The organism is Polaromonas sp. P1_F1 (assembly GCF_056405795.1).
In genome coordinates this window covers 131,772-152,057 of the sequence record NZ_JBFUBJ010000004.1, presented here as the reverse complement: position 1 = coordinate 152,057, position 20,286 = coordinate 131,772, and the positions used below count along the sequence as shown (strand labels likewise).

Below are 20,286 nucleotides of genomic sequence, written 5' to 3'. Positions count from 1 at the left end.
CCTGCTCAGGCCCGGGCGAGCAACTCTGCGTAGCGCGTCAAATCAACATTTCCGCCGCTGATGATGACGCCCACTTTTTCACCGGGCGCCGGCGGGTTGGCCTGCAGCGCGGCGCATGCCCCGGCAAACGCCAGGCAGCCTGTCGGCTCCACCACCATCTTCATGCGTTCGGCAAAAAAGCGCATGGACTCGACCAGCTGCGCATCGCTTACCGTGAGGATGTCGTCCACATCGCGCCGGATGATGGCAAAGGTGTACTCGCCCAGGTACTGGGTTTGTGCGCCGTCGGCAATGGTTTTTGGCGTTTCAATATGCACGATGCGGCCTGCGCGCAGCGACTGCTGGCCGTCGTTCCCCGCTTCAGGCTCTACGCCATAGACCTTGCACTGCGGCGACAGGGCGCGGGCTGCAAGCGCCGAGCCGCTGGTAAGCCCGCCGCCGCCCAGACATATGTAGAGACGGTCCAGCGGGCCGGTTTCTTCGATCAGCTCTTTCGCTGCCGTACCCTGGCCGGCGATCACGTCGGGGTGGTCATAAGGCGGGATCAACGTCATGCCGCGTTCGGTGGCGAGCCGTTTCGTCAGGGCCTCGCGGTCTTCGGTGAAGCGGTCGTACAGCACCACTTCCGCGCCATAGCCCTGCGTGGCGGCCAGCTTGGCAGCGGGTGCATCTTTGGGCATCACGATGACCACGGGCATACCGAGCAGCCTCGCCGAAAGCGCCATCGCCTGCGCATGGTTGCCTGACGAAAACGCGATAGCACCGGCCCGGCGCTGCGCCGCGTCGAACTTCGACAGCGCATTGAAGGCGCCGCGAAACTTGAAAGCGCCCATGCGCTGGAAGTTTTCACATTTGAAAAAGAAATTCGCGCCCCAGCGGGCATCGGCCGTACTGGACCGCAACACGGGCGTGCGGTGCGCATGGCCTTCAAGCCGCGCGGCAGCGGCGGTGACGTCGTCGTAAGTAGGAAGTTGCATGGTGAATACGCTTTCATTCCGGGTGAGAAATCAGAAAGATCCGGGTCCAGGGCATCCGGAAGACCGCAAGCTTAAATGACCAGGCGTTTTCCCGACAGAGCCAGAAAGCCTGATTCTGTACCGATACAGATGGCGGGTTCGTTCATCTGCCCAGGGCCTGATTTCGCTGCGGCGCTGAAAGGCACAATGAGCGCATGCGCGCCCTGCTCTCAAGCTTCTCCTGGCGGGAATTGCAACACCACCCCTGGCGCAACGCCGCCGCCGTAGTGGCCGTGATGCTGGGCGTGGCCCTGGCGTTTTCAGTACAGCTCATCAATGCGTCGGCACTCAGTGAGTTCTCACAGGCGGTGCGCGCGGTCAACGGTCAACCCGACCTGGAGCTGCGTGCCGTGCAGGGCAGCTTTGACGAGGCGGTGTACGCGCGCGTGGCCAACCATCCGCAAGTCGCGCTGGCCAGCCCGGTGCTTGAAATCAGCACGTATGCGCTGGACGGCACCTCCCCCACCGGCCGCCTGCCGCTGCGCATCATCGGCATCGACGCGCTGGCGGTGGCCGCCATCGCGCCGTCGCTGATGCCGGTGCCGTCTTCCGACGCGGGACGCTTCGCCCTGTTTGCGCCTGGCAAGGTGTTCTTGAACCCCGCCGCGCAGCAAGCATTGCACTCGCCGGAGTTGCGCCTACAAAGCGGCCTTGAACTGCGCAGGGTTTCTGTGGCCGGCAGCGTCGGCGCCGGTGGCGGGCCCCTGGCCGTGATGGACATTGCCGCCGCGCAGGAGCTCTTCGGCAAGGCCGGACAACTCTCCCGCATTGACCTCAGGCTCAGCGCAGGCGCCGATGCGCGCCGTGTGATCGAGTCGCTGCAGCTGCCGTCCAACATCACCGCCACAGCGCCAGGGGACGCGGCCGAACGCGTCAGCAACCTGTCGCGCGCCTACCGCGTCAACCTGACGGTGCTGGCATTGGTGGCCTTGTTCACGGGCGCCTTCCTGGTGTTCTCGGTGCTCTCGCTGAGTGTGGCCAAACGTGCGCAGCAATTCGCGCTGCTGGGCGTGCTGGGCCTCACCGGCCGCGAACGCCTGCAGCTGGTGCTGGCCGAGTCGCTGCTACTGGGCGTGGCCGGCAGCGTGTTGGGCATCGCGCTGGGTACCGGCCTGGCCGCGCTGGCGCTGCGGCTGCTGGGCGGCGACCTGGGGGGCGGCTACTTTTCCGGCGTCGCACCCACCTTGCAGTGGAACAGCTGGGCCGCACTCACTTACGGCGCGCTGGGAATTGCCGCCGCCGGCGTGGGCGGCTGGTGGCCAGCGCGTGCGGCGCAAAAACTGCCGCCCGCGCAAACCCTCAAGGGCCTCGGCGCCGCGGCAGGCACCGGCAGCGGCCACTGGTTCAGTATCATTTTGATAGCTGCCGGCGCTCTGCTGGCGCTGGTTCCACCGCTGTTTGGCATTCCACTGGCGGCCTACGTGTCGGTGGGCTTGCTGCTGGTCGGCGGCATCACCGCCTTGCCCTGGCTGATTTCGCTGATCTACAACCGGCTCAGCCCCCGGGTGGCCCACCGGCTGCTGCCGCTGTTGGCCGTGGAGCGTGCGCGCCGCGTGCGCGAAAGCGCCGCGGTGGCCGTGAGCGGTGTGGTGGCATCACTGAGCCTGGCCGTGGCGCTCACGGTGATGGTGACCAGCTTTCGCGAGTCTGTCACGCACTGGCTGGACGTGGTGCTGCCGGCAGACCTGTATGTGCGCACGGCGCTGGGAACCTCCGCCAGCGATACGGCGTATTTCTCGCCGGAGTTTGTGGACGCGCTGGGCCGCCTGCCCGGCGTGGCGCGGGTGGGCAGCCTGCGCACCACGCAGCTGTTGCTGGATACCGCCAGGCCCAGCGTCACCCTGATCGCCCGCCCGCTGGACAACCCGGCCACCGCGCTGCCGCTGGTGGGCCAGGCATTGCCGGTGCCGCCCGGGCACATCGGCATCTACGTGAGCGAGCCGATGGTGGACCTGTACGGGGCACGCCCAGGCACCGTCTTTCGCCCACTTTCGCAAGCTTTTATGGCTCTGGCCCAATCAGGGTCTGCGCGAGCAGCTCCTGATTTGATAGCAAGCAAGGTGGGATCCGGGACGCCCGTGTTTTATGTGGCGGGCGTCTGGCGCGACTACGCACGCCAGTTCGGCGCCATCGCCATCGCCCATGCGGACTTCGAACGCCTGACCGGTGACCGGCGCACCAACGACCTCGCGCTGTGGCTGAAGGAAGGCGCCAGCGACAGCCAGGTGCAGCAGGCCGTGCGCGGCCTTGCCGAACAGCAGTCCGGCGCCGGCGCGCTGCTGGAGCTGGCCTCCGTCAGCCAGCTGCGCGCCACATCGCTCCGGATTTTTGACCGCAGTTTTGCCGTCACCTACTGGCTGCAGGGCGTGGCGATCGCCATCGGCCTTTTCGGTGTGGCCGCCAGCTTCAGCGCCCAGGTGCTGGCGCGCCGCAAGGAGTTTGGCCTGCTGGCGCACCTCGGGCTGACACGCCGGCAAATCCTGGCCGTGGTGGCCGGCGAAGGCGCGGCCTGGACGGTGATAGGCGCGCTTGCGGGGCTGGCCCTGGGACTCGCGGTATCGACCGTACTGGTGTACGTGGTGAACCCACAAAGCTTTCACTGGACCATGGACCTGATGGTGCCCTGGCTGCGCCTGGCCCTGCTGTGCGCCGCGGTGGTGGTGGCCGGCACCGTGACGGCCTGGCTGGCGGGCCGCGCGGCCGCAGGCCGGGACGCCGTGCTGGCGGTGAAAGAAGACTGGTAAGCCTTCCTTGCCCCTTTGCAGCGCTGCCGCGAAAAGGTGCGCCACGCGCAAGGGGTGCCCGTGCACCGTCCTACAGGCGTGGAGGCCGGTTTCCGACGCCATCCGGCCGCTCCCGGCATCACACTGTGGCTCATGCGGTGGCCGTCAAGTGCGCAGGTGTTTTGCCAGCCCTTGTCTCCCACGCCCTTTTTCTCTTTCAAATGCCTGCGGAGAACGCGATGACCACCAACACCAGCCCCCTGACCGGCGCCGACGCGAACCCGACAGGCAAGTTCGCACGGCATGCCTCCTCCCCGCCGTCCCACGGCTTGCAGCTCACCCGCAATGACGACGGCAGCGTGACCCTGGCACTCAACCAGCCCCTGAGGCTGCAGGCCGAAGAACTCGAAGAACTCGTCGCCAGCCTTGCCGGCTTGCGCGCCGACATGGACCCGCCCTACCCGCTGGACTGCCCGCCATTGAGTGCGCTGGAGCCCAGCTACAGCCCGCGGCACTGGGTTGCCTGCGACCCGCTGACCGGCAAGATCCTGCTGTTCCTGCGCCACCACCTGTTCGGCTGGCTGGGCATTGTGCAAACGCCGGAGACCGCGCTCGACATGCTGAAGTCGGTGGCCGTCGAGATGAAAAACCTGGAGCTCTCCGACCGCGATCCCAGGCGCGACCTGCACTGAGAATTGCTGCCTGCCAGGCAATGGCCGCTTCCCTGTGCGAGCCTCGTCTCATCCTGTTTATCGTGCTGTACATCTTGATACGAGGCGCTCCGCGGGTTGGCCAATGAATTCAGGGCCTCCACGCTGCACGGTACAGCACCTGCCGCCTTCCCATTTTTAGCTTTCTCCAATGCAGGCGACCACGCCGAAAGGCGTTTTCGTTTGCTTACTCATGGTCACGTTTCTGACGCGCGATTGTCATCACAGCGCCGGGATGAACTCCTACCATGGAGGCATTCACCAGAGAGGGCTTGCATCATGAGACCTGCTAAAGCACCGCCGCACGACTACCGCATTGAAAATGTCGATCCGGCCGAAGGCAGCCTGCTGCCGTCGAGCTCGAACCATCTTTTCGCCGACTATTCGCTGGCCGTGGCGGTGGCCGTGAAAAGTGTGGCCGACCCCACGCGACAGGAAGTGCGCGTCGTGCACGTTCCCAGCGGGGAAGTCGTCTTCCGGACTTCAGCGTTTTGACGCCGGGGCCCGCCGCATCAGGCCAGCCTGATGCTGTTTGCAAAGTGGTCATACACCACGGAAATTCTCCGCAGGTGGCGCGACTCCGCGTGCGCCAGCAGCCACAGGTCTGACTCGCAGTCGGCCAGGGTGTCCGCCAGCGGCACCAGCCCGGGCTCTCCCGCCAGCATGAAGCGCGGCACAATGCCCACCCCCAACCCCGCCTTGATCGCATCCATCACCGCCACAATGCCGTCCGCATAATGCCGCGGCGTGACCTTGGGCAACTGCTTGCGCCGCCACAGCACCGAGGGGTGTTCCGGAAGCGATTCATCAGGCGCTATCCAGTCCAGTTTCGCCAGCGCATCAAGCAAGGGGATTTTTTTGGACGACGCCATCTTCGCTTGCGCTTTGGACCCGCACAGCACAAAGCGCACGGTGCCAAGCTTGCGGCCCACCAGGTGGTCGGGTGGCTTGCGTGTTGCACGCAGCGCCAGGTCCGCGTCGCGCCGGCTCAGGCTCACGAGTTCATTGCCGGTGCGCATGTCCAGCTGCAGCAGCGGATGCTGCGCCAGCAGCGGCTTGAGCGAAGGCAGCACCAGCCCGCGCAATACCGCGTCAGTCGTGGTCAGGCGCACCAGGCCTGAAACGCCTTCATGCGGCCGCTGCATGCTGGCGCGCACCGCTTCAAGCTCGGCCTCCACGCGCTCCGCATGCGGCACCAGGCCCAGCATGGGCTCTGTGGGCAGGTAGCCCAGGCGCGACCTTTCGAACAGCCGCTGGCCCAGATTTTTTTCGATGCGCTGCACCGAGCGGAACACCGTGGACGCATCCGCGCCCAGCCGCCGCGCGGCCTCGGCCAGCGTCATGCCGCGCACCATGGCCAGCAAAATTTCCAGGTCAGAGGCCGTCAGCGCGTATTGCGTTTTTGCAATAGATGGTTTCATGATTGCCAATTTACATTGTATTTTTGCAATCGTAAAGTGGCGGCTCCTTCAACGCTACGCCCTTCGCCGGGCTTTACACCATGACCATCGAAACCTCCGAAACCTCCAGCGCCAGCCACGGCGCCACCCTGCTGCGCCTGGCCCTTGGCACCATGTGGGTCACCCACGCGCTGCTCAAAATCTTCGTCTTCACCCTGCCCGGCACGGCGCTGTTTTTTGAATCGGTCGGCCTGCCCGGCTTCATGGCCTACGTTGTCGTGGCAGTGGAGCTGGCCGGCGGCGCGGCGCTTCTGCTGGGCTTTTATGGCCGCCAGGCATCGCTGCTGCTGGCGCCGGTGCTGCTGGTGGTCGTCTGGGTGCACTGGCCCAACGGCTGGGTGTTTACCAGCCCCAAGGGCGGCTGGGAATACCCGCTCTTTCTGCTGGTCGCCTCGCTCGCCCAATGGCTGCTGGGTGACGGCGCCTGGGCCGCGCGCCGCAGCCGCCTGCTGGTGCTGCGCTGATCTGCGCTGAAAGACATCACCATGAAGCTCACCCTCATCAGCCACACCCTGTGCCCCTACGTGCAGCGCGCAGCCATCGTGCTCGCGGAAAAAGGCGTCGCCTTCGAGCGAATCAACGTCGACCTCGCCAACAAGCCCGACTGGTTCAAGGCGATCTCGCCGCTGGGCAAGACGCCGGTGCTACGGGTAGATGACGATGCGATTTTTGAATCGGCCGTGATCTGCGAATACCTGGACGACACCCTGTTGCCACGCCTGCATCCCGCGGATGCCCTCAAGCGCGCACAGCATCGTGCCTGGATGGAGTTCGGATCTGCCTTGCTCAATGCGATAGGCGCGTTCTACAACGCGGCCGATGCGGCGTCGCTGGCGCGGCACCGTGAAGATATTGGGCGCCGGCTTGCCCAGCTTGAGGCGGTGTTGCCGGATCGAGGCCCTTATTTCGCCGGAGCATCCTTCAGCATGGTGGACGCGGTGTTTGGTCCGGTGTTTCGTTATTTCGATGTGCTGGACGACGTGGGCGAAACAGGATTCTTTGAACATTTGCCAAAAGTGCAGGCCTGGCGCGCCGCTCTCGCTGCGCGTCCCTCTGTCCAGCAAGCGGTGGGCAGCGGCTATGCCCGCGAGCTGCATCGCTTCTTCCTGGCCCGCAGCTCCGAACTCTCGCGTCGCATTGCGGGGTGTGAAAGTAGAGCCTGATGCTATAAAGCGGATGGCCGCTTTTGGCCAGAAGTCGAAATTCGTCACCTCAATCGATGCCATCCAAAACGCCTTCCTCCGGCCCCGCCGATTGGTTGCTGGGCCGTTGGCGCTCTGACAAAGGGTTGACCGTTGACGGATGGGGTAAGCATCCCCCAGGCTCTATAGAGTTTCAGGCGATTATGCTTCGGACACTCGGCAAGACAGAGTTGCTATTCACTCCAACACGCTTCACCTCGATGTTCGAGGACGCCAAGTCCGTCACACCGTATCGGGTTATTTGGAAGTCAGAAACAAGCATGGTTGTTGTGTTTGGCCGCATCGGTGAAGAAACAGCGCAACACCTGCATTTTTTAAGCCCAACGCTCTACTGGATCCACACCGGAAGATTCTGGGAATACTTTTCCAAGATGAAATGAGCTTGCTGCAGTGTCGGCAATGACCCAAACGGAAGCGCTTTTTCTCATCAGCCCGTAAAACAACCGGCCCCAAAGGCTGACCCTCCTCAGGCGGCCGATGACCCGCCAGTGAAAACCGCCAATTGCGCATCAAAAGCACGCTGGTACGCTGGCCGCGCTTCACCACGGGCCACATAGGCCGAAAGGTTCGGGTATTTCTCCAGCAGCCCCGATACGGCCGCCCTGCGCAGCACCGTCACCATCAGCAGGTCTCCTGCGCTGAATGCACCGTCAAGCCAGTCGGAATTGCCCAGCCGGCTGGAAAGGTCGCCCAGCCGCGCATGGACGCTGTCCTCAAGGGCGGGCAGGCGGTCCGCATACCAGGGCTTGTCACGCTCGAAGAGCACCGCCATTGAGCGGTCAATGATGGGCGGCTCTACCGTGTTGAGCGCGGCAAACATCCATGCGACGGCGCGAGCGCGGGCATTTGCATCGTCTGGCAGCAGGCCTTTATGGCGCTCAGCAATATGGAACACGATGGCCCCTGACTCGAACAGCGCGAGATCACCTTCTTCATAGGTCGGAATCTGCCCGAAAGGATGAAGCGCGCGATGCGCGGGCTCCTTCATCGCCGCAAACGAAACAAGACGAACCTCGTGAGGCTGCCCCACTTCTTCAAGCGCCCAGCGAACGCGCATGTCACGCGCCAGCCCACGGCCGCGGTCGGGCGAACGCTCAAAGGCCGTCATGGTAGGGGTCGTCGGAAGGGTCATGGTGGTTTCTCCTTTTGCTGAGATGCCTGGTTGAGTGTTTTGTTGATGCCGGACATGCGATTGACCGGTCACCTACCTCACGACGTTCGGGATAGTCCCCAATCGACATCCTGGCGCAACTTTTTTTGTGAACTCTGAAAAAAAGGCGAAATTGAGTGCCGTCAGCAGCGTCCCGTTGTCGCGGCCACGCCCCTGCTCAGGCCTGCCGAAAACTCGCCAGTGTCTTGAGCAGGTTGCGGGTGGCGCCGTCGAGCGTATCGAGCGGCCTGTGGACCATGGCCGTGTGGCGAGTCAGTGCGGGCTTGAGCGGCACCAGCTGCACGTCATGCCGCACGTTGGATTCTTCCAGCGACTGTTCCCTCGGCAGCACCGCAGCGCCGTAACCGGCGGCCACCAGGCTCTTGATGGCCTCTGAGTAGTTGAGCTCAATGCGTGCGCGCGGCGTGAAGCCCGCGTCGGCAAACCAGGCCATGGTCATGCGGTACATGTGGGTCGGGGTTTCGTTGAAGATCAGCGGGCGGGTGGCCAGCCATGCGGGCGTGGCATGTTTGGGTGCCTTCCAGCGCTTGGGTACAAACGCCATCATCGGGTCGCTGCGCCAGTGGGTGATCACCATGCCGCGCTGCGCAGGCGGCGGTGTGGCGACCAGGCCGACATCGAGCGTGCCGTCCAGCAATCGCTGCAGCGTGTCGGCGGAACCAAGAATACTGACCTCGACATCGATGTCGGGGTGGGCTTGCTCCATGGCCTTGAGCACCTGCGGCAAAAAGTACACCAGCACGCCGGTGGTGGTGCCCAGCCGGACCCGGCCTGTGCGGCCCTCGACGTGGCGCTTCACCGCATCGACCGCATCGTCGGCGTCGCGCAGCAGGCGGCGGGCCCGCTCAACCAGCACGGCGCCTGCCGGTGTGGGCTCAACGCGCCGACCGCCGCGCACCACCAGCGGCGTGCCCAAACGGCTTTCAAGCTCGCTCACATGCAGGCTCACGGTGGGCTGCGCCAGGTGCAGGCCCTGCGCTGCGGCAGAAAAGGTGCCCAGGTCGGTAATGGCCACCAGCGTTCTTAATTGGTCTAGGTTCAGTTCGCGCATGGAAGTGTATCTATCAGTAATCCTGATAATTTCGATCAGAAAATTCAACTTCCACAATATCATGATTTTCAGCACCATAGGGCACTTCCTACCAGGAGTGCGCGAAATGCTGACGAAGACAATGAGAATTTTTCCGGGAGCCCTGCCCAGCTTTCCAGTCACAGAGCTGGGCCAAAGGTTTCTGGCCGCCCTGCGCAAAAACGCGCAGAGGCGACGGAACCTGAATGAGCTGCGGCTGATGAACGACCACCAGCTCAATGACATCGGCATTGGCCGCAGTGAAATTCCCGGCCTGATGAATGACCTTGGGCCCCGCCACTGGGAATGGCGCTGAAGCCCCTGCGCCGGCCGGCAAGCCGGTAAAAGACGTTTTACGCCAACAGGTCTTGCTGCGAGAATCAGGCAATGACTTCCCTCCAGACTTCCAGCAGCTCCTGGCTCAGCGCCGCCATCGCCCGCATTGAGGCCGACTACCTGCGCAGCGCCGACACGCACCTGATTCCGCTGCCGCTGCCGGAGTTCGCTGCGCGCGGCATTGATTTTTACCTCAAGGACGAATCCACCCATCCCACCGGTAGCCTCAAGCACCGGCTGGCACGTTCGCTGTTTTTGTATGCGCTGTGCAACGGGTTGATCCACGAGAACTCCACTGTCGTTGAAGCGTCCAGTGGCTCCACCGCAGTCAGCGAAGCCTACTTCGCGCGGCTGCTGGGCCTGCCCTTTGTCGCGGTGATGCCGCGCAGCACCTCGCCCGAGAAGGTGGCGCAGATTGAGTTCTATGGCGGGCGCTGCCACTGGGTGGAAAGCGCGGTGCAGGTGTACGACGAAGCGCGCAAGGTGGCGCTCGAGACCGGCGGACACTACATGGACCAGTTCACCTATGCCGAACGCGCCACCGACTGGCGCGGCAACAACAACATCGCCGAAAGCATGTTCAGCCAGATGGCCCGCGAGCGGCACCCGGTGCCACGCTGGATTGTGGTGGGCGCCGGCACGGGTGGCACCAGCGCCACCATCGGGCGCTACGTGCGCTACCAGCGTCACGGCAGCCAGCTGTGCGTGGCTGACCCGATGGGGTCTGTTTTCAGCGCCTATCACCGCACCGGCGATGCCGGCCTCACCGGCGCAGGCTCGCGCATTGAAGGCATTGGCCGCCCGCGCGTGGAAGCCAGCTTTATCCGCACGGTGATAGACCGCATGGTGGAAGTGGCCGACGTGGACTCGCTGGCCGCCATGCAGGCCTTGTCGCAGCTGCTGGGCCGCAGGGTCGGGCCTTCGACCGGCACCAACCTGGTGGGCATGCTCACACTGGCGCATGAAATGCTGGCGCGCGGAGAACAGGGCTCTATCCTGTCGCTGCTGTGCGACTCCGGCGAGCGTTACCTGCCCACGTACTACAACGCCAGCTGGGTCGCTGAAAAAATGGGGGACTGCACGGCAGCGAACGAGCAGATCAACCGCTTGATGCGGCCGGTGCCGGCCTGAAGAACCCCGGAGCCTGCATGCGCCCGCCCCTGCCCGCCGGTTTGCCAAGACGCCAGCTGTTGCTGGGAGGCGCGGCCGGCCTGGCGAGCCTGGCTGGCCTGGAAGCCCACGCCCTGCCGGCCAAAACACTGGCGTTCCCACGCGACCGCGGTGCCCATCCCGGCTTTCGCACCGAGTGGTGGTACATCACCGGCCAGGCCACGGCCAGCGCTGCGGGTGGTGCAGCGGGTGGGCGCCTCTTCGGCTTTCAGCTGACCTTTTTCCGTTCACGCGTGGACGATACGCAGGGCATGTCGTCAAAATTCGCCGCAAGGCAGCTGGTTTTTGCGCATGCCGCCATCACCGATGTGCAGGGCAACAAACTCTGGCACGACCAGCGCATCGCACGGGAAGGTTTTGGCGTTGCAATGGCCAGCGAGCAGGACATGGCCGTCAAGTTGCGCGACTGGTCCCTGAAAGCCGAAGGCGCCAGGTACACCGCAGAGCTACCGGCCAGCGACTTTGCGCTCAAGCTGCAGTTTGAAGAAACGCAAGGGGTGCTGCTGCAAGGCAACAAGGGCTTGTCGCGCAAAGGGCCTGACGAAAAGCAGGCCAGCTACTACTACAGCCAGCCGCAGCTCGCCACGCGCGGCAGCCTGCAAGTCAAAGGAAAAAGCTTTGCCGTTACCGGAACAGCCTGGCTGGACCACGAGTGGAGCGAAGAGATCCTGCATTCAGACGCCACGGGCTGGGACTGGATAGGCATGAACCTGCTGGACGGCAGCGCCCTCACCGCTTTCAGGCTGCGCGGCAAAGACGGCAACACGCTGTGGGATGGCGGCTCGTTCCGCTCAACCAAGGGAGGGCTGTACACCTTCAGCCGTGGCGAGGTCATTTTTAAACCCGTACGCCACTGGAAAAGCCCACTGACGCAAGCCACTTATCCCGTGGAATGGATAGTGCGAACACCGGCTGATTTTTATACCGTACGCGCCGTCATCGACAACCAGGAGCTGGACAGCCGCCAGTCGACGGGTGCGATTTACTGGGAAGGCTTGAGCGAGCTGATCGACAGCAACGGCAAGCGCGTGGGAATGGGTTACCTGGAGATGACGGGGTATGCGCAGCGCCTGAAGATGTAGCGCCAGCCTGACGCCGGCCGCAGTTGCGGCGCAGCGCCCAAAGGGATCAATAGTCGGCGCGGATCAGGCGCTGGGCACGAGGGCTCATGTTGCGGCGGATATTTGCCGTCAACCATGGGTAGGGCTGGCCAGGCGCAGCGGCGACAGATGGTGCACCGGGCAGCAGAAATTGCGCAGCATCCATCACCTTGCGCAGCAAGGAAGACAACGAGGAAGAAGCCTGCAACGAACGGCCGCCGACAGAGGGGGTGGCGGAAGCGGTCTCAGTGAAAAATGCGGTGCGTGTCATGGAAGGTTCTTTCGAAGTGACGTGAGCGGCAACGATTGCCAAAACAGAGGTCGTGACGAGAATATAGGGTTTACGAGTATAAAAGTAAAACGACTTATATTGCGTTTGAATGCAGAAAAATTGCATTTAGAGCACGGCCTCTAAGGCCGGACAAATGGGAGACACGCCATGGATATCAACCTCGCCCGCACCTTCCTGGAAATCGTGTCTTGCCACAGCTTTGTCCAGGCCGCAGAACGGCTGCACGTTACCCAGACCGCGGTCAGCGCTCGTGTGAAAACGCTGGAAGAACTGCTGGGACGCACGCTCTTCGTCAGGAACAAGGCCGGCGCGTCGCTCACACCCGCAGGCGAGCAGTTTGTACGGCACGCCATGACGCTGGTGCAAGTCTGGGAGCGCGCCCGCCACCAGATGGCCGTGCCACCCGGGCGCCGCGCGCTGGTGACCGTTGGCTGTGAAATCAGCCTCTGGCAACCGCTGATGCTCGACTGGCTGTTCTGGATGCGAAAAAACGCGCCCGACCTGGCCCTGCGGACCGAGGTGGGTGTTGCAGAAGACCTGCTGGAACGCGTCGCCCACGGAACACTGGACATCGTCATTGCCTATGCACCGCGGCAGCGCCCCGGCCTCAGGATCGAACTGCTGATCGAAGAAAAGCTGGTGCTGGTCACCACCTCGCCCAGGCTCGAGATGCCGCAGCCCGCCGACTACGTCTACGTGGACTGGGGGCGCGAATTCTCGGCACAGCATAGCCTGGCGTTCCCGGAGCTTTCCAGCGTCGGGGTCTCCTCCAGCCTGGGGCCATTGGGGCTGGAGTACCTGCTTGCAGTGGGCGGCGCCGGCTATTTCCGGCAAAACGTGGTGAGCAACCACATCAAGGAAGGCCGCCTGTTTCGCGTGCCAGGCAAGCCGGAGTTTTTGTACCCCGCTTATGCCGTCTACGCAGCCAACGCAGACATGACAGTACTGGAGCCCGCCCTGGCAGGCTTAAGGCAAGCCGCGGCGGGAAGCCAGGGCGGCAAGGTGCGCACTGCCAAGCCGGCAAAGGCTCCCGGCAAGGGCAAACAACCCTCATCGTGATACATCACAGCCCCAAGTCCCTCATCTTCACCACTTCATTCATCACTTCAATCAGGATGGCCCAATGCGCTGGATAGCCCTATTTGACGACACACCCGCCATGCTGGCGATCCGGCAGGAGCGTGAACCCCTTCATCTTGCCTACCTTCGGCAACACCAGGACGAAATCCTCATCGCAGGCGGTTTGCGTGAAACGCCCGGCGAAAGCTTTGTAGGAGGCCTCTGGGTGATGGAGGTTGCGTCCAGGGCGCGTGCCGCGGAGCTGGTCGAAAGTGACCCCTACTACGTACCGGCTCATCGCAGCTACCGGCTGCTGGCCTGGGGCAAGGCATTGGCCGACAGGCAGGTGATTTTGTAAGCAGAAACCACGAATCGTTGCACCGGTTTCACTGTCAACGACAGAAGGGAATCAGGAGCCAGGGGTGTTACGCGGCAGTCAGCGCGGGAAAGGGTTGCGTGACTACACTCAACCCAAGCTGGCAAGAACCCTGCCAGCGCTTGACACATGCAAACGGAACTGAAATGGACTTTTTTCTCCTGGTGACCTTTGTCGCCATCGGCACCTACCTCCTGAAAGCCAGGGAAGAACGCCAACGCATAGCGCTGCTGGGCAGCCATCTGGGCAATTACCAGATTGAAAAACTCATGGAAATCCTGGCCGACGGCTACCTGCGGGCACTCGGCGAAAAAGAACCCGAGCGCCGCGAACAGATCTGGCAACAACTGGCCAACTCCGAAGCGCAACTGGCCGTACAGTTCAGCAAATTTGCGACGGAGTTTGCCAGGGTGCCTGAACCCGAGGCCCGCGTCAGCCGGCTGCCCATCAGCTTTCCCTTTGCGACCCTGATCCTGCCGGCCATGAGCTTCGACATGCGCATTGCGCTGGCGATTCACGCCGCCGGTATTGCGCGCGTGGCCCAAAACGCGGCCGGGCTCAGCCCCAAGGCCAAGGCCTTCACGATGTCAGCCGAACTCTTCCTGATGCAGCACACTTGCCACTGGTTTTGCAAATCAAAAGCCATCGCCTCAGCCCGCGTGCTGGTGCGTCACAAGACGCCGCATGCGCAACTGGTGGAGTCGGTGTCGCCGGAGACGCGTGAGGCTTATAGCGTGCTGATCAGCGGCGGCAGATAAATAAGCGTGTGAGGCACTTTCACGCACGACGCCTCACGGTCTTGCAACCATGGCTTTCACTTCCTCGCTGAGGCGAAGAACCTCCGGGCTTGTTGTCACCCCGACAGATATCGCGTCCAGGCCGTCGACCATCGTGCATTTGAAAGTCGCATCCGCCTGTTTGTTGCATTCCATGACACCACGAGACTTGCCATCCACCTTGAAACGCGCAGGATGAAAGATGTAGGTGAGATCCGAGGGATCTTTTGGATAGACGGTGCGATCCAGAAGATCGTCCGGAAATTTCTTCTCGGTCATTTCCCTGATGAGATAGGCCATCCGGGCCCCAAGTTGCGGGATCGCCTGTTTGGTTTCCTTGTTGTGCGCCCCGTGCAGGCCAATCATGGTTTTCGCCAGAGGAGTGCCGTCGCTGTAATAGCGGTGTACCCCTCCGAGAAAAACAAGGCCGCATGCGGACTCGCATTTTCCTGAGACTGCAGTGTCGAGGCCTGCATCCCGAATGCGCCTTGCAAGTTCTTGCCCATTCCAGAGATCTCCCCCGGGGCTGTTGTGCAGCAAAACGAGTTTCACTTGATTCGTGGCAAGCTGATCCTTAAGCTGGGCAACGTCGCCGCCAACAACCGGTCCGGACATGATCAGTGTTTCGCCAATGAGATTGAAGTCCATGGCCAGGGCCGGCGTGACGGCGAGCTGGAACGCGACCAGGACGAGCCATCTTCTATGGTGAAACGGCATTTGTGGCGCCTTAAAGGTTTGCCAAGCCACTCAGCGACGGGCAAACACTATTCATCAAGAAAATCCCCTCGGTAAAAGCTCCAGGCAGTTCCGTCGTGAAGATAGAAGTACCCATCGGCACAAAAATCTTTGCCGGGGAAAAATTCGCGATACGCCTTGGGAACGAGCCGTGACAGCTGCGCGTCCGTGAGTTCGTCGAACTGTTCAGGCGTAATTGGTTGACCGACTCTGAGTTTGGGAGATTCCATGGGTGAACCGGGTAGTTGGAGGCGTATGGATGATGAGCGTCATTGTGCGGTGAAATCCTGCCCTTGGCTCTGGCGCAGAAGGTGCGGAAACCTCGGAAGCAGAAAATCGACCCAAAGAGCCAGGTCAGCCACCGCGTAATACGGCAGCCAGACATCGACATCCGGCTTCCATGCGTCAGGATTCACTTTCTGAAGATCAGCGATTCTCTTGCGCCACATCTCGCCCTGATAGCCCGGAAGTTTTGCCCATTCGTGTACTGGATCCGATGCCGCGGGCTCTGGAATGCGTTTCGACAGCTCCGCTGCGATGGAAAAGCCGAGCTCTATATCAGCTGCACTCAGGGTACGCAGCACGCGGGCATTTGGCCCACTGCAGAGTGACGATTCCGCAGACTCCTGATGAACCAGATTCAGTGTGAATGAACTTCCCGAGAGTTGGCCTCCCCAGGAACTGACCTGAAACCACAGACACCAATAACCCGGCCCGGCAGGTCGAATAAACGCACAGGAGTAACCGGGCCGCCGCTTCCAGCCGTTGGCCGTAAACCACGGACTGAGCGCGCGCTTCAGCGCAGCGTGTACGACCTTACTTGTTGCATAAATGGTCATCATGACGCCTGACGTTTGAGATGAGAGCCAGGTGGCATCAGGAGAGCCATTGAATGGCCAGCATCACAAAGAGCAATAACCAGACCGTTGAGCTCAACACAGCTGTAAGCCAGTTTGTCCATTTAATGCTCCCCGGGTACATGCGGCCCAGAACGACAGGGCTTGACGCTGCGTCGTAGAGCGACCAGCCACCTATGGCGGTAAAAACGGCCAGGCCCCACAGGCTTCCTTTTGATGCCGAACTGAAAGAAACCGCCGCAATGGTTGTGGCCAGGGCGAACCAGACAACGCTGATCCAGAGGAATCCTCTGGCCATGTCACCTTTTTCCGCCGGCGCCATCGAAGGCTCGACTGTCTCTACAGCTGCGAGCAATTCCGGCAAAGGTTGCCTGGAACGTAGCGACGCAAGAAGCAATACGGCCTGAACGCCAGACCACGCGAGAAAAATGAACAGGGCTTGAGTTGTTGATGGCATATGCGAAGAACTTAAGGTTTGTGTACCCACCCGAAGCAAGGCTCAGGCCTGTGATGCGAGCAGACCGAGGTCATTAGAGAAAAAACTTGAAGCGCGTTAAAGCTCATCTTCTTCCCATACCGCAGGGTCATCGGCCCATTCCAGCAGTAACCCGGCCCTCGATGCAAGCATGGGGGCGAGCTCTTCCATGTTCTCTCCCGTACCAATGACAAACGTTGGGTGGCGCTCCCCACGCGCCATGCATCGAGCCGCGTCCTGCCAGAGTGAAGCGATGGCATGTACCGCCTCCCGCGGAGTTCCAGCCTTGCTTGAGGAAACATAGTCGTTCGGCATATCGCCAGAGATAGCCCACCAGCCCACTGAACCAGGGCTCTCAAGGCTTTCGACGGTCCAAATTGAGACATAGGGGGCAAGGTGCCACGCAGGCTCTAAGCCGATTCGGCCATGCACCAAGCCTTCGCGTTGCAAGTATTCGGATACTTCAGCACGGCGCTCTGCACACCACTGGGCTTCAACTTCGGGGTTGTCGTAATCGGGCATTGTTAGGGCCTAACATTTGAGCTGAGTGGACTGTAGCAGCAGGCCGCGCGGAACCGGAACTAACAGCGCGGTGTCACGTGGCCTGCTGTTGCGGTCCGCTCAGATGATGGGTTACTCCCGGCGAGATACCCTAAGGTTGCAGGAACGCTTGCTCCCAGCGGGAACCAATGCGGGAATAGGTCGTGCGCGCATGCAGGCGGCTCTCTTTGAACTCCAGGAACTCAATGTGCTCCGCCTGGAGCCTGAATCCGCCCCAGTTCGCGGGGCGAGGGATTGGCTTGCCATCGTACGCAGCTACGGCGCGTCCGTATTGATCCGAAAGCGACTCGAGGCTTGCGAGCGGGCGGCTCTGCTGAAATGTCGCTGTGGCAATTTGGGCATCCCGCAGACGGCCAGCCCAATGTACTTCGGCCTCCTGTTCCGGTATTACCGTACAAACGCCTTTGATGCGTACTTGCGTGGCGATATGCTCCCACCACAGCGTAATGCCGGTCTTGGGGTTGCGAGCGATGTCCAGGGCCTTGCCAGAGTCCAAATGCGTGCAAAAGACGAAACCCGTCTCTTCCGCTTCCTTCAAATCGACAAATCGCGAACTAGGGTATCCATCCGCATCGATGGTGGAAACACAAACAGCGTTCCTGTGTTTGGACGACCCACGGCTCCTGGCGTCGAGCCATACAGTTTTGAAACGCTCAATGGGACTGCGCATATTTTCTCTTGACGTCTAAGGTTTGAGATGAGCGGCTCGACCCGGCATGCCGGGGTGCGCCCTCTTGATGGAAGGGTCAGGCATTGATGCGGCCACCTTGGCACTCACTGCACTGGCATCCATCGCTCAGCGGTCCATTTGAGTACGGTGGTTGGCGAAAGAGGATTGGATGATTTTGCAGCGGTGTCTTTGGAGAGCGCCCGAAGCGCATCTATTGCTGACGGAGTGGATTCCGATATGTACAAGACCATATCCGTTGTTGGCAGAGCTATAACAAGGAGACCTTGCTGAGCATTTGCAAGAGATGCCCACTGAGAAAGAATGGCGACGCGGCCGACCTCATACACACTACCTGGAATAGCTCCAATCTGCCCGTTTCCGACGGGCTTCGCACTGTCAGCGAGAGGTTTCAGTGTGGCTTGCAGATTCTCACCACCAAGTTCAAATAGCTGATTCTGTGATATGTTGAGCTTTCTCAGGTCGCGATCATCAAGCGGTCTCACCGCGCGCGGCGTATCGAGCACGGCTACCGATACCAGCCCTTCAACGAGTGGTTTCGCCTGAAGCGTCGGGCCATCACTACCCAAAGATTCCTGCGCTCGCTTGATATATTCGCTTGACCGGACAACGAGGCGCACTGAGCTTTTATCTACCGGCGCATTCTGTTGTTTTAGCACTTGCGCCACACCCTTGGCATACCGGTCGATTTCGGATACGCAACCAGAATTATTAGAGCGGCAAAAACCGAAAACCCTCTCTAGATTGGCCTGCGAGGCGCCAACCGACAATGTAAGTGGCCCCTTTATTGAGACAGGCGTGTCGCCAACCTCGCGCCGTACTGCTTGTGCGGCAAATTCAGTAAATGTCTGTTCCTCCATTGGTATGGCTTGGGCTGCGGCTTCAACTGAGAAGAAGGCCAACAAACTTGCCGATACTGCACATGCTTTGTTCAAAACTAGCTCCCTTGCAAATTGATGACGCTGAAAGACGCCGAAAGTTCGACGTGAGCTGTCAGGCTGTAGAGCGAAGGCAATATGCCGTCAAGAAAATTGAACACTTGGTCACGGCGCGGTTCATCCCGCAACATCGGCGCCTGACTTTACAAACAAGCCGGCAGCGCCGCTGGCCGTCATGAACGCAAAGATTGGCCAGAGTACTCCCTGGCCTGCAGATTCAGAAACGATAAGCGCGAGGCCGGCGGCACTTACGCCCAGGCCAATGCATAAAACGAAGCCGTATCGCCGCATTCTGAAGACACCGATGGAGGCGATGAGGCAGCCCACTCCGAACGCGACGATGGCAGATAGCATTCCAAAGAACATGGGTGAGTTGGGTTCGGCCTGGATGATAGCCGCGCTCCCGACAAGGACCAGCAGTACTCCAGAGAGTGCCAGGAGTGCTGCGAATAGCTTTGCAAGCATGAGGTAGGGAAGAAGGAGCCTAACGTGAAGATGACCGGACCACCAAAACCCGGGGCGAAGCCGCCTCCTGCTGTTGTGGATCCGTGTCGATTGACATGTTATGCATAAGTCACCATAAGTCACTTCTCCTCTCGTTTCGGCTTTAGCGCCCAACCCGTCGCAATCAGGATGAGGCCAAATGCCAGCAAACCCCACGCGAGCATACTCGACTCCCTCGTGGGAACGACACGCATGTAGCGCGGAGTCGAAGCGCCAGACCAGAGAACTTGAAACCAAAGAGAAAGGTCAAATGGCAACAGGTCGCCAACCCTCAAAAGCAGCAGTAAAGCAATGACTACGACAGAGTAGCCAACGCACCGAAGCCAGGTCGAAGCTCTCATGCCATTTCGGTTCGCATGCCTGCGCTGCGGATCGATGCTGGACAACGTTGGAGCTGACCGGACGGCAATACTCGCGGCGAATCGGCCTTCTGCAGCTGTGGGTCGGCATCGAGCGACATGTTGGATTTCGCCGTCACTGCCCTGCCTCCTGACTGAAATGCGGACGAACCAATATAGAAATAACTTGAGCGATAGTCCAAGCCGCCGCATACGCAACGCACGTCAACATGAACACCGGAGCCAACTCGAAGGACATGAACAATGCACCGGCTGTAGCGGCGGCGAGTGCACCCACTGTCACCGAACCAATGCATCGAACGAACAGCAATCGGCCACTGATTGACTTGGCCGAGCCCGGCAAGAGAACAAGTGTGGGCCCCAAGCATGCCGCCAGTGCTACCCACAAGAATTCGTATTGAAGCGTGAATACGACCCCGATGATTGCCACAGAAGGCACGATACCCGCAGCGATGAGAATCGAGTTCCGAAGTCCAAGCTTGGTCTTTTGAGTCTTCGATATGTCGAAACCGGCAACACGAGCTGCGACTTTCGTTAAGAGGAACATGGAAACACCAAACAGGATGCCACCAATCAAAAATAGGCCCGTCACCAGAAGAAGCGTGAGGACTGGATTCGAACCGCCTCGAAAATCATAAAGAAAGAAGGCCAACATGGCCAAGCCCCATGCGAGTCCAAGCAAGATGAATCGCCAGATAGTCATGTGAGG

25 protein-coding genes are annotated in these 20,286 nt (G+C 61.1%); 12 read left to right on the top strand and 13 right to left on the bottom strand.

All coding sequences use genetic code 11. The features are described from left to right. Positions 1–5: 5 nt before the first annotated feature. Positions 6–977 (bottom strand): threo-3-hydroxy-L-aspartate ammonia-lyase, encoded by a 972-nt coding sequence (locus AC1DZE_RS12930; RefSeq protein WP_477700150.1) that lies wholly within the window; start codon positions 975–977, stop codon positions 6–8. A gap of 194 nt (positions 978–1,171) precedes the next feature. Between AC1DZE_RS12930 and AC1DZE_RS12925 the strand changes: the two genes are divergently transcribed. From AC1DZE_RS12925 to AC1DZE_RS12915, 3 genes are all read left to right on the top strand, one after another. Continuing rightward, positions 1,172–3,760, top strand: coding sequence for an ABC transporter permease (locus AC1DZE_RS12925; protein ID WP_477700149.1), 2,589 nt, complete (start codon positions 1,172–1,174; stop codon positions 3,758–3,760). 218 nt (positions 3,761–3,978) lie between these two features. Further along, positions 3,979–4,431, top strand: a complete 453-nt coding sequence (locus AC1DZE_RS12920; RefSeq protein WP_477700148.1) for a hypothetical protein — start codon at positions 3,979–3,981, stop codon at positions 4,429–4,431. A gap of 297 nt (positions 4,432–4,728) precedes the next feature. Further along, positions 4,729–4,944: a hypothetical protein gene (locus tag AC1DZE_RS12915; RefSeq protein WP_477671159.1), complete on the top strand. Its 216-nt coding sequence runs from the start codon at positions 4,729–4,731 to the stop codon at positions 4,942–4,944. 17 nt (positions 4,945–4,961) lie between these two features. On the opposite strand, the gene AC1DZE_RS12910 is transcribed toward AC1DZE_RS12915, so the two are convergent. Next, entirely contained in the window at positions 4,962–5,870 is a 909-nt protein-coding gene (locus tag AC1DZE_RS12910) for a LysR family transcriptional regulator (protein WP_477671160.1), read from the bottom strand. A gap of 80 nt (positions 5,871–5,950) precedes the next feature. Here AC1DZE_RS12910 and AC1DZE_RS12905 point away from each other — a divergent pair, with 80 nt between their 5' ends. From AC1DZE_RS12905 to AC1DZE_RS12895, 3 genes are read left to right on the top strand one after another with little or no spacing between them, the layout of a single operon-like run. Continuing rightward, entirely contained in the window at positions 5,951–6,373 is a 423-nt protein-coding gene (locus AC1DZE_RS12905) for a DoxX family protein (protein ID WP_477671161.1), read from the top strand. A 21-nt stretch (positions 6,374–6,394) separates the two neighbouring features. Beyond that, a complete protein-coding gene (locus AC1DZE_RS12900) occupies positions 6,395–7,072 on the top strand; it encodes a glutathione S-transferase family protein (protein WP_477671162.1) in 678 nt (225 codons plus the stop codon). Positions 7,073–7,128: 56 nt separating this feature from the next. Continuing rightward, positions 7,129–7,491: a hypothetical protein gene (locus AC1DZE_RS12895; RefSeq protein ID WP_477700147.1), complete on the top strand. Its 363-nt coding sequence runs from the start codon at positions 7,129–7,131 to the stop codon at positions 7,489–7,491. Positions 7,492–7,577: 86 nt separating this feature from the next. On the opposite strand, the gene AC1DZE_RS12890 is transcribed toward AC1DZE_RS12895, so the two are convergent. Beyond that, positions 7,578–8,243 carry a glutathione S-transferase family protein gene (locus tag AC1DZE_RS12890; RefSeq protein ID WP_477671164.1) on the bottom strand — a complete coding sequence of 222 codons (666 nt, stop codon included), beginning with the start codon at positions 8,241–8,243 and terminating at the stop codon, positions 7,578–7,580. Between the two features lie 196 nt (positions 8,244–8,439). Beyond that, positions 8,440–9,333: a LysR family transcriptional regulator gene (locus tag AC1DZE_RS12885; RefSeq protein WP_477671165.1), complete on the bottom strand. Its 894-nt coding sequence runs from the start codon at positions 9,331–9,333 to the stop codon at positions 8,440–8,442. Positions 9,334–9,394: 61 nt separating this feature from the next. On the opposite strand from AC1DZE_RS12885, the gene AC1DZE_RS12880 reads away from it, so the two are divergent. The 3 genes from AC1DZE_RS12880 to AC1DZE_RS12870 all read left to right on the top strand — a co-directional run bounded on the left by AC1DZE_RS12880 (position 9,395) and on the right by AC1DZE_RS12870 (position 11,939). Beyond that, positions 9,395–9,667, top strand: coding sequence for a DUF1127 domain-containing protein (locus AC1DZE_RS12880; RefSeq protein ID WP_477700146.1), 273 nt, complete (start codon positions 9,395–9,397; stop codon positions 9,665–9,667). Between the two features lie 71 nt (positions 9,668–9,738). Then, positions 9,739–10,818, top strand: a complete 1,080-nt coding sequence (locus AC1DZE_RS12875; RefSeq protein ID WP_477700145.1) for a PLP-dependent cysteine synthase family protein — start codon at positions 9,739–9,741, stop codon at positions 10,816–10,818. Between the two features lie 17 nt (positions 10,819–10,835). After that, positions 10,836–11,939: a lipocalin-like domain-containing protein gene (locus AC1DZE_RS12870; RefSeq protein WP_477700144.1), complete on the top strand. Its 1,104-nt coding sequence runs from the start codon at positions 10,836–10,838 to the stop codon at positions 11,937–11,939. Positions 11,940–11,985: 46 nt separating this feature from the next. Here AC1DZE_RS12870 and AC1DZE_RS12865 read toward each other — a convergent pair whose 3' ends face one another. Continuing rightward, positions 11,986–12,228, bottom strand: coding sequence for a hypothetical protein (locus AC1DZE_RS12865; protein WP_477700143.1), 243 nt, complete (start codon positions 12,226–12,228; stop codon positions 11,986–11,988). Between the two features lie 168 nt (positions 12,229–12,396). Here AC1DZE_RS12865 and AC1DZE_RS12860 point away from each other — a divergent pair, with 168 nt between their 5' ends. The 3 genes from AC1DZE_RS12860 to AC1DZE_RS12850 all read left to right on the top strand — a co-directional run bounded on the left by AC1DZE_RS12860 (position 12,397) and on the right by AC1DZE_RS12850 (position 14,442). After that, on the top strand, positions 12,397–13,308 hold the full coding sequence (locus AC1DZE_RS12860; RefSeq protein ID WP_477674195.1) for a LysR family transcriptional regulator: 912 nt from the start codon (positions 12,397–12,399) through the stop codon (positions 13,306–13,308). A 64-nt stretch (positions 13,309–13,372) separates the two neighbouring features. Further along, positions 13,373–13,666, top strand: a complete 294-nt coding sequence (locus AC1DZE_RS12855) for a YciI family protein (RefSeq protein ID WP_477674194.1) — start codon at positions 13,373–13,375, stop codon at positions 13,664–13,666. 164 nt (positions 13,667–13,830) lie between these two features. Continuing rightward, positions 13,831–14,442 carry a hypothetical protein gene (locus AC1DZE_RS12850; RefSeq protein WP_477673518.1) on the top strand — a complete coding sequence of 204 codons (612 nt, stop codon included), beginning with the start codon at positions 13,831–13,833 and terminating at the stop codon, positions 14,440–14,442. Between the two features lie 33 nt (positions 14,443–14,475). On the opposite strand, the gene AC1DZE_RS12845 is transcribed toward AC1DZE_RS12850, so the two are convergent. The 8 genes from AC1DZE_RS12845 to AC1DZE_RS12810 form a co-directional block, all read right to left on the bottom strand. Continuing rightward, on the bottom strand, positions 14,476–15,177 hold the full coding sequence (locus AC1DZE_RS12845) for a hypothetical protein (RefSeq protein WP_477671173.1): 702 nt from the start codon (positions 15,175–15,177) through the stop codon (positions 14,476–14,478). 47 nt (positions 15,178–15,224) lie between these two features. Beyond that, on the bottom strand, positions 15,225–15,425 hold the full coding sequence (locus AC1DZE_RS12840; protein ID WP_477646891.1) for a hypothetical protein: 201 nt from the start codon (positions 15,423–15,425) through the stop codon (positions 15,225–15,227). Positions 15,426–15,464: 39 nt separating this feature from the next. Next, a complete protein-coding gene (locus tag AC1DZE_RS12835) occupies positions 15,465–16,037 on the bottom strand; it encodes a hypothetical protein (RefSeq protein ID WP_477671174.1) in 573 nt (190 codons plus the stop codon). 34 nt (positions 16,038–16,071) lie between these two features. Beyond that, positions 16,072–16,509: a hypothetical protein gene (locus tag AC1DZE_RS12830; protein ID WP_477671175.1), complete on the bottom strand. Its 438-nt coding sequence runs from the start codon at positions 16,507–16,509 to the stop codon at positions 16,072–16,074. 96 nt (positions 16,510–16,605) lie between these two features. Continuing rightward, positions 16,606–17,049, bottom strand: a complete 444-nt coding sequence (locus AC1DZE_RS12825; RefSeq protein WP_477673519.1) for a DUF4826 family protein — start codon at positions 17,047–17,049, stop codon at positions 16,606–16,608. A 130-nt stretch (positions 17,050–17,179) separates the two neighbouring features. Further along, positions 17,180–17,758, bottom strand: a complete 579-nt coding sequence (locus AC1DZE_RS12820) for a pyridoxine/pyridoxamine 5'-phosphate oxidase (protein WP_477671177.1) — start codon at positions 17,756–17,758, stop codon at positions 17,180–17,182. A 104-nt stretch (positions 17,759–17,862) separates the two neighbouring features. Beyond that, entirely contained in the window at positions 17,863–18,711 is an 849-nt protein-coding gene (locus tag AC1DZE_RS12815; protein ID WP_477671178.1) for a DUF1444 domain-containing protein, read from the bottom strand. Between the two features lie 981 nt (positions 18,712–19,692). Beyond that, the gene (locus AC1DZE_RS12810; RefSeq protein ID WP_477674425.1) at positions 19,693–20,232 is read right to left on the bottom strand and encodes a hypothetical protein; all 540 of its coding nucleotides are present in this window, start codon (positions 20,230–20,232) and stop codon (positions 19,693–19,695) included. Positions 20,233–20,286 lie beyond the last annotated feature (54 nt).